Origin of the sequence: Persicitalea sp. (assembly GCF_041751555.1) — a bacterium.
GTDB lineage: Bacteria > Bacteroidota > Bacteroidia > Cytophagales > Spirosomataceae > Persicitalea.
Window position 1 is genome coordinate 1 of the sequence record NZ_JBGSXF010000239.1, and the last position, 4,937, is coordinate 4,937.

Annotated in this window: 3 protein-coding genes; 2 read left to right on the forward strand and 1 reads right to left on the reverse strand. The window is 52.1% G+C overall.

From position 1 onward, the window contains the following. On the forward strand, positions 1-1,634 hold a 1,634-nt coding region (locus tag ACEW8P_RS08550), incomplete at its 5' end, for a RagB/SusD family nutrient uptake outer membrane protein (RefSeq protein WP_373512666.1). A gap of 81 nt (positions 1,635-1,715) precedes the next feature. Continuing rightward, a complete protein-coding gene (locus ACEW8P_RS08555) occupies positions 1,716-3,233 on the forward strand; it encodes a sulfatase (protein ID WP_373512667.1) in 1,518 nt (505 codons plus the stop codon). 8 nt (positions 3,234-3,241) lie between these two features. Here ACEW8P_RS08555 and ACEW8P_RS08560 read toward each other — a convergent pair. Next, positions 3,242-4,937, reverse strand: a 1,696-nt coding sequence (locus tag ACEW8P_RS08560; protein WP_373512668.1) for a M56 family metallopeptidase, incomplete at its 5' end; no start/stop codon positions are given.

Below are 4,937 nucleotides of genomic sequence, written 5' to 3' on the forward strand. Positions count from 1 at the left end.
ATCTAAATAAAACTCTTTGTGCCTTGGCGCTCTTGGCGGGACTTCTTTCCTGCCAGGGTATTTTGGAAGAAAATCCGGTGGGACTAGCTACCGCCGAGAGTTATTACTCGACTCCGCAGGGAATTGAGGATGCCCTCAAAGCTACCTACACACCCCTGCGGGAGTTCTATGGTCAGCAGGAAGCCTACTTCCTGACCGTGACCGGAACGGACATGTACACCAACGGCTTCGGCGGTGCCACCAACATCCCTGACATTAATAATTATTCCCCCAACTTTCTGGGTTCACACGCTTTCGTCAGAAATATTTGGGATAATTTCTACGTCGGCATCAATCAGGCCAATGCTGTGATCGGACGTGCACCCAAAGTGTCCGGCCTGAACGAGGCGACTCGCAGCCGTATCGTCAGTGAGGCGCGCTTCCTGCGGGCGTTGTACTATTTTCACCTCGTGCAGCAGTTTGGCGACATCCACTTTACGCTGCAGGAATCACAGGGAGTGGTGACGGAGGCCAAACGCACCCCCGTTGCCACGATTTACCAGGAAGGCATTGTTCCTGATTTGCAATACGCTGTGGCCAATCTGCCCGCGAAAGCGAAAGACTACGGTCGCGTTTCGAAGCGTGCCGCAGAGGGCTTGCTGGCGCGGGTACAACTAACCCTGGGCAATTGGGCTGAGGCAGAGAAAATGGCCAAAGCGGTGATCGACAGTAAGGACTTTCAACTACTAAAAAACTACGGTGACCTCTGGGACATCGATAATGATGTGAACGCCGAAGTGATTTGGTCGGTACAGTTCACCTCCGATCCCTTGACCAATGGTCCTGGCAACCAGGGCCACCTCTACTTTCAGTTTGACTATACCCGGAATCCGGCCATGATCCGTGACGTTGCCAATGGTCGGCCCTTTCAACGCTTCATGCCTACCAACTACACGCTGAAACTTTTCGATTTGAGCAAAGACAGCCGCTTCGACGGTTCGTTCAAAACTGTCTGGATTGCCAACCGGGAGGGCACTATCAATGGCAAGAAGGTGATGCCCGGCGACACGGCTATCAAGATTGTGCTGTACCCCGTCCCCGATGCGGTGCAGAAAACTGTGCCCTACTGGTTGATCGACTTCAACGACAAATGGGTCGCCAGCGTGACCGATCCACTGGAAATCGGTGGGGCCAGCCGCCGCCAATTTCCCACCCTCAAAAAGTACCTCGATCCCTTGCGGACGAGCGTCAACGCTACTGACGGGCGGCGCGATTTCCTGGTGCTGCGCCTGGCTGAGATGTACCTCATCGCCGGCGAAGCCGCCTGGCGGCAAGGCAATCTGGCCCAGGCCGCTGAGTACGTCAACGTGGTGCGCAGCCGCGCCGCCCTGCCCGGCAAAGTAGCGGCGATGCAGGTAACGGCCGCCGACCTGAATTTGGATTTTTTTCTCGACGAGCGGGGCCGCGAACTGGCGGGAGAAATGCACCGCTGGTACGATCTCAAACGGACGGGCCGCTTCCTGGAACGCATTCGTAAGTACAACCTCGACGCTGCGGTCAACGTGAAGGAAATGCACCTGGTGCGCCCCATTCCGCAAACACAAATCGACCGCGTGACCAATCCAGGAGACTTTTTGCAGAATCCGGGATATTAGGTCAATTTTGAATGAGTGAATGTGGGAATAAGGGGGCCATGTAAAAGGTGAGGCAAAACCGGAGAATACTATTAATCAACTATGAAAAAAAGACTGACTTTCACCCTGCTATTCTCCGCAATGGCCTCTACCTTGTTCTTTTTCTCTTTTACCACTGAGGCCTCTCGCCCAAGCGAGGCCGAAAGGCCTCCTCCCCCGCCCAACGTCCTCTTCATCTGCATCGACGACCTGCGGCCTGATTTGAATTGTTACGGCAATTCCGAAATCCACTCACCGAATCTGGACGCACTGGCCGGACGATCGACCGTTTTCACCCGACACTATGTATCGGTGCCGACCTGCGGGGCGTCGCGGTACAGCCTGCTGGCGGGCAAACGGCCCATGACACCGGCAGAGTTGGGCAACGGAGAAGCATTTCGCCAGCTTCAGGTCAAGTCTCTCCCTGAGACACCCGAAACTTTTGTCGATCACCTGCGCCGTAACGGATACTACACGGTAGGCATTGGCAAGATCAGCCATATGCCCGACGGCTACGTCTATGGCTACGAGGAACCCATCAGCGACCAGTTGGAACTACCCCATAGTTGGGACGAAATGCTGTTCGATCACGGCAAGTGGGGTACGGGCCACAACGCTTTTTTTGGCTACGCTGACGGCTCTAACCGTCAAAGCCGTAAAATGCAGGCACCACCCTACGAAAGCGCCGATGTCCCAGACGAAGGGTACCCCGACGGGTTGAGCGCCAACCTGGCGGTGACCAAGCTCAACGAATTGGCGAAGAAAGGCCAGCCATTTTTTCTGGGTGTTGGCTTTTTCAAGCCGCACCTGCCCTTTACCGCCCCAAAGAAGTACTGGGATTTGTACAACGAAGCAAAGATTACGCTAACGCCCTCGCCCGACATTCCCGAAAATGTGAACCCCGAAAGTCTGCACAACAGCGGCGAGTTCAACTCCTACCGGACGGGGGACGAAAAAGCTTCCCTAAAAGACCCGGTTTCGGACGCTTACGCCCGCAAGCTGCGCCACGCCTACTACGCCAGCGTGAGCTACACCGACGCACAAGTAGGGAAGGTACTGGATGAACTGAAGAAGTTGGGATTAGACAAAAACACCATTGTAGTCATATGGAGCGACCACGGCTGGCAGCTCGGCGACTACCGCATCTGGGGCAAGCACACCATTTTTGAGCGCGCCGTGCGAAGCGTGCTGATGGTAAAGAAACCGGGAAGTACTTCCGGTCAAAAGCGTAATGAAATCGTCAGCAGCATCGACATCTACCCCAGTCTCCTGGAACTTTGCGGCCAGAAGCCCATCGCCAAAACTGACGGGAAGAGTTTCGTAAAGTTATTAGACAATACGAAAAAGCCCGCCTGGAACAACGTAGCGTATAGCTACTTCGACCGCGGCATCAGCGTCCGCACGGATCGCTACCGCTTTACGAAGTACTTCCGCGAAGCGCAGCCGATCGTCGAGTTGTACGACCACGCGACCGATCCCCTCGAGAATCACAATATCGCAGCCCAAAACCCTGCTGTTGTTGAAAAGCTGGAACCCGTGTGGGCGAAGGGGAATACGGGGTTGTATGATAAAAAACAGTAAACTGCTTCTCAGCGCGTAGCAAACTCGGGCCGCTCCATCACCTCTCCCGCGGGCCGGGTTTCAATCCACCAAAGCTTGTCGAGTTTGCGATCGTAGTAGCGAGCCAGTTTGCCTTTGAAAATGGCGATTCGCTTGATTTCTGATTTCAGTGGCATGAGGTTGCTTCCTGTGCCAAAAACCTGACGAAACCCATCCAGGATGTAAGGTTCATTTTCCAGGACGGCGAGGTCAAAATCATCCGGGCGAATCCATTTTACATTGTTATTGGTCGCGAGTTCAGCGGGTGGGGCGTCCCTGAATAAGGGAAAAGTGAGGTAGAAAAGCTTTTTATTTGTACCAAATTGATACGTGTCTCCTTCGCGACTGGCGGGCTTGATCAAGTATCCCTCAAATTCTTCGTTGATTTCTCCGTACCCTACCTTTTTACCATCTAAATAAAATTGGAGCGTATCCTCATATCCTAGCAAAATGTGGTCTTTATCGAAGTACCCATTCCTGAATTTAGTTATTGTTTTCTTGGGCTTCCAATACTGATTTTTGAAATCCACAATGAGTTTGTTTTGGGCGATGAATTCCGGCAGCTCATTCATCAGCATTTGCTTAGCTTCTTCACTCTCAATTTGCCGACTCTCGCCTGCCGGCTCTATCCCATCTCTGACACTATAATAACCCTGCAATCCTGATCTACCTGCCTCATCTATAAAGCGTACAGTGAAATGACGATTTGCCGATAAGTACCAACCGTTATTATTGTGAACGCTTAGATTCAAATCTTTAAATTTATTATTCGTGGTCTTAAGGCTGTAATAATAGGTATCCTCTGGCTGATTCCTGACATCAATTTTCCAAAAATAAAAGCCATTTTCATCCGTCGAAATTGTTTCCAAAGTTGCGACTGGAATGCTGCGAAAGTGGGTACCGTCACGTATTACCCGAGTTACCGATTTTTCCAGCGGTAGATTGGCAATCGGCTTCCCCGTTTCCGCATCCATCAGTATGCCTGCCAAATACTCGAACTCGATTTCACTGGGTTCAACCGGAGCGAGATTCTGAGCTTTCGCCGAAAAACTTTCCAAATCAGTCCTGAAAAAAGCCAGTAACGCCAGCGTTAGCGGAATGAGGTAAAGAAAGCGAACCAGATAAATGCGGGCCGATTTCAGGCGATTCATCATTACAATCCTCTGTTTGAGCGAGGAAAAATTGAACTGATTGGCCAGCCGGAATTCCGGTACTCCTGCCACTTTCAGGAGTAGAAACTGGTATGCGCGGGCGTCGGTGCCGTTTTGCAGCACTTCACGATCGGCAATGAATTCGAGATTTTGCCGGATGCCGTGGCGAATGAGCCAGGCGAAGGGATTGTACCAGTTGAGGATGAAGAGTAGTTCGGCAAATAGGATATCCAGTGTGTGCCGCTGCCGCACGTGAACCAGTTCGTGGCGCATAATTTCTTCCAGGTCGCTGGCCTGGTGCAAACCCGGGTTATAGAAAATGGCGTTTCCGAAGGAGAAGGGGACGATTTCCTTCTTGGCGTGATAGACTTTCACGCCATCGGCGTCCGATACCAGTTGGGAGCGGGTTTTTATTCTTGCAAAAGAAATAAGGTTAGAAGCTAAGCGTAGAAGCAGGAAGGCAATACCTGAAAGGAATAGAGCGAGCAGCACTTGCGGTAAAGTAAAGGGTAGTTTACTCTGCTGGTCAACGCTT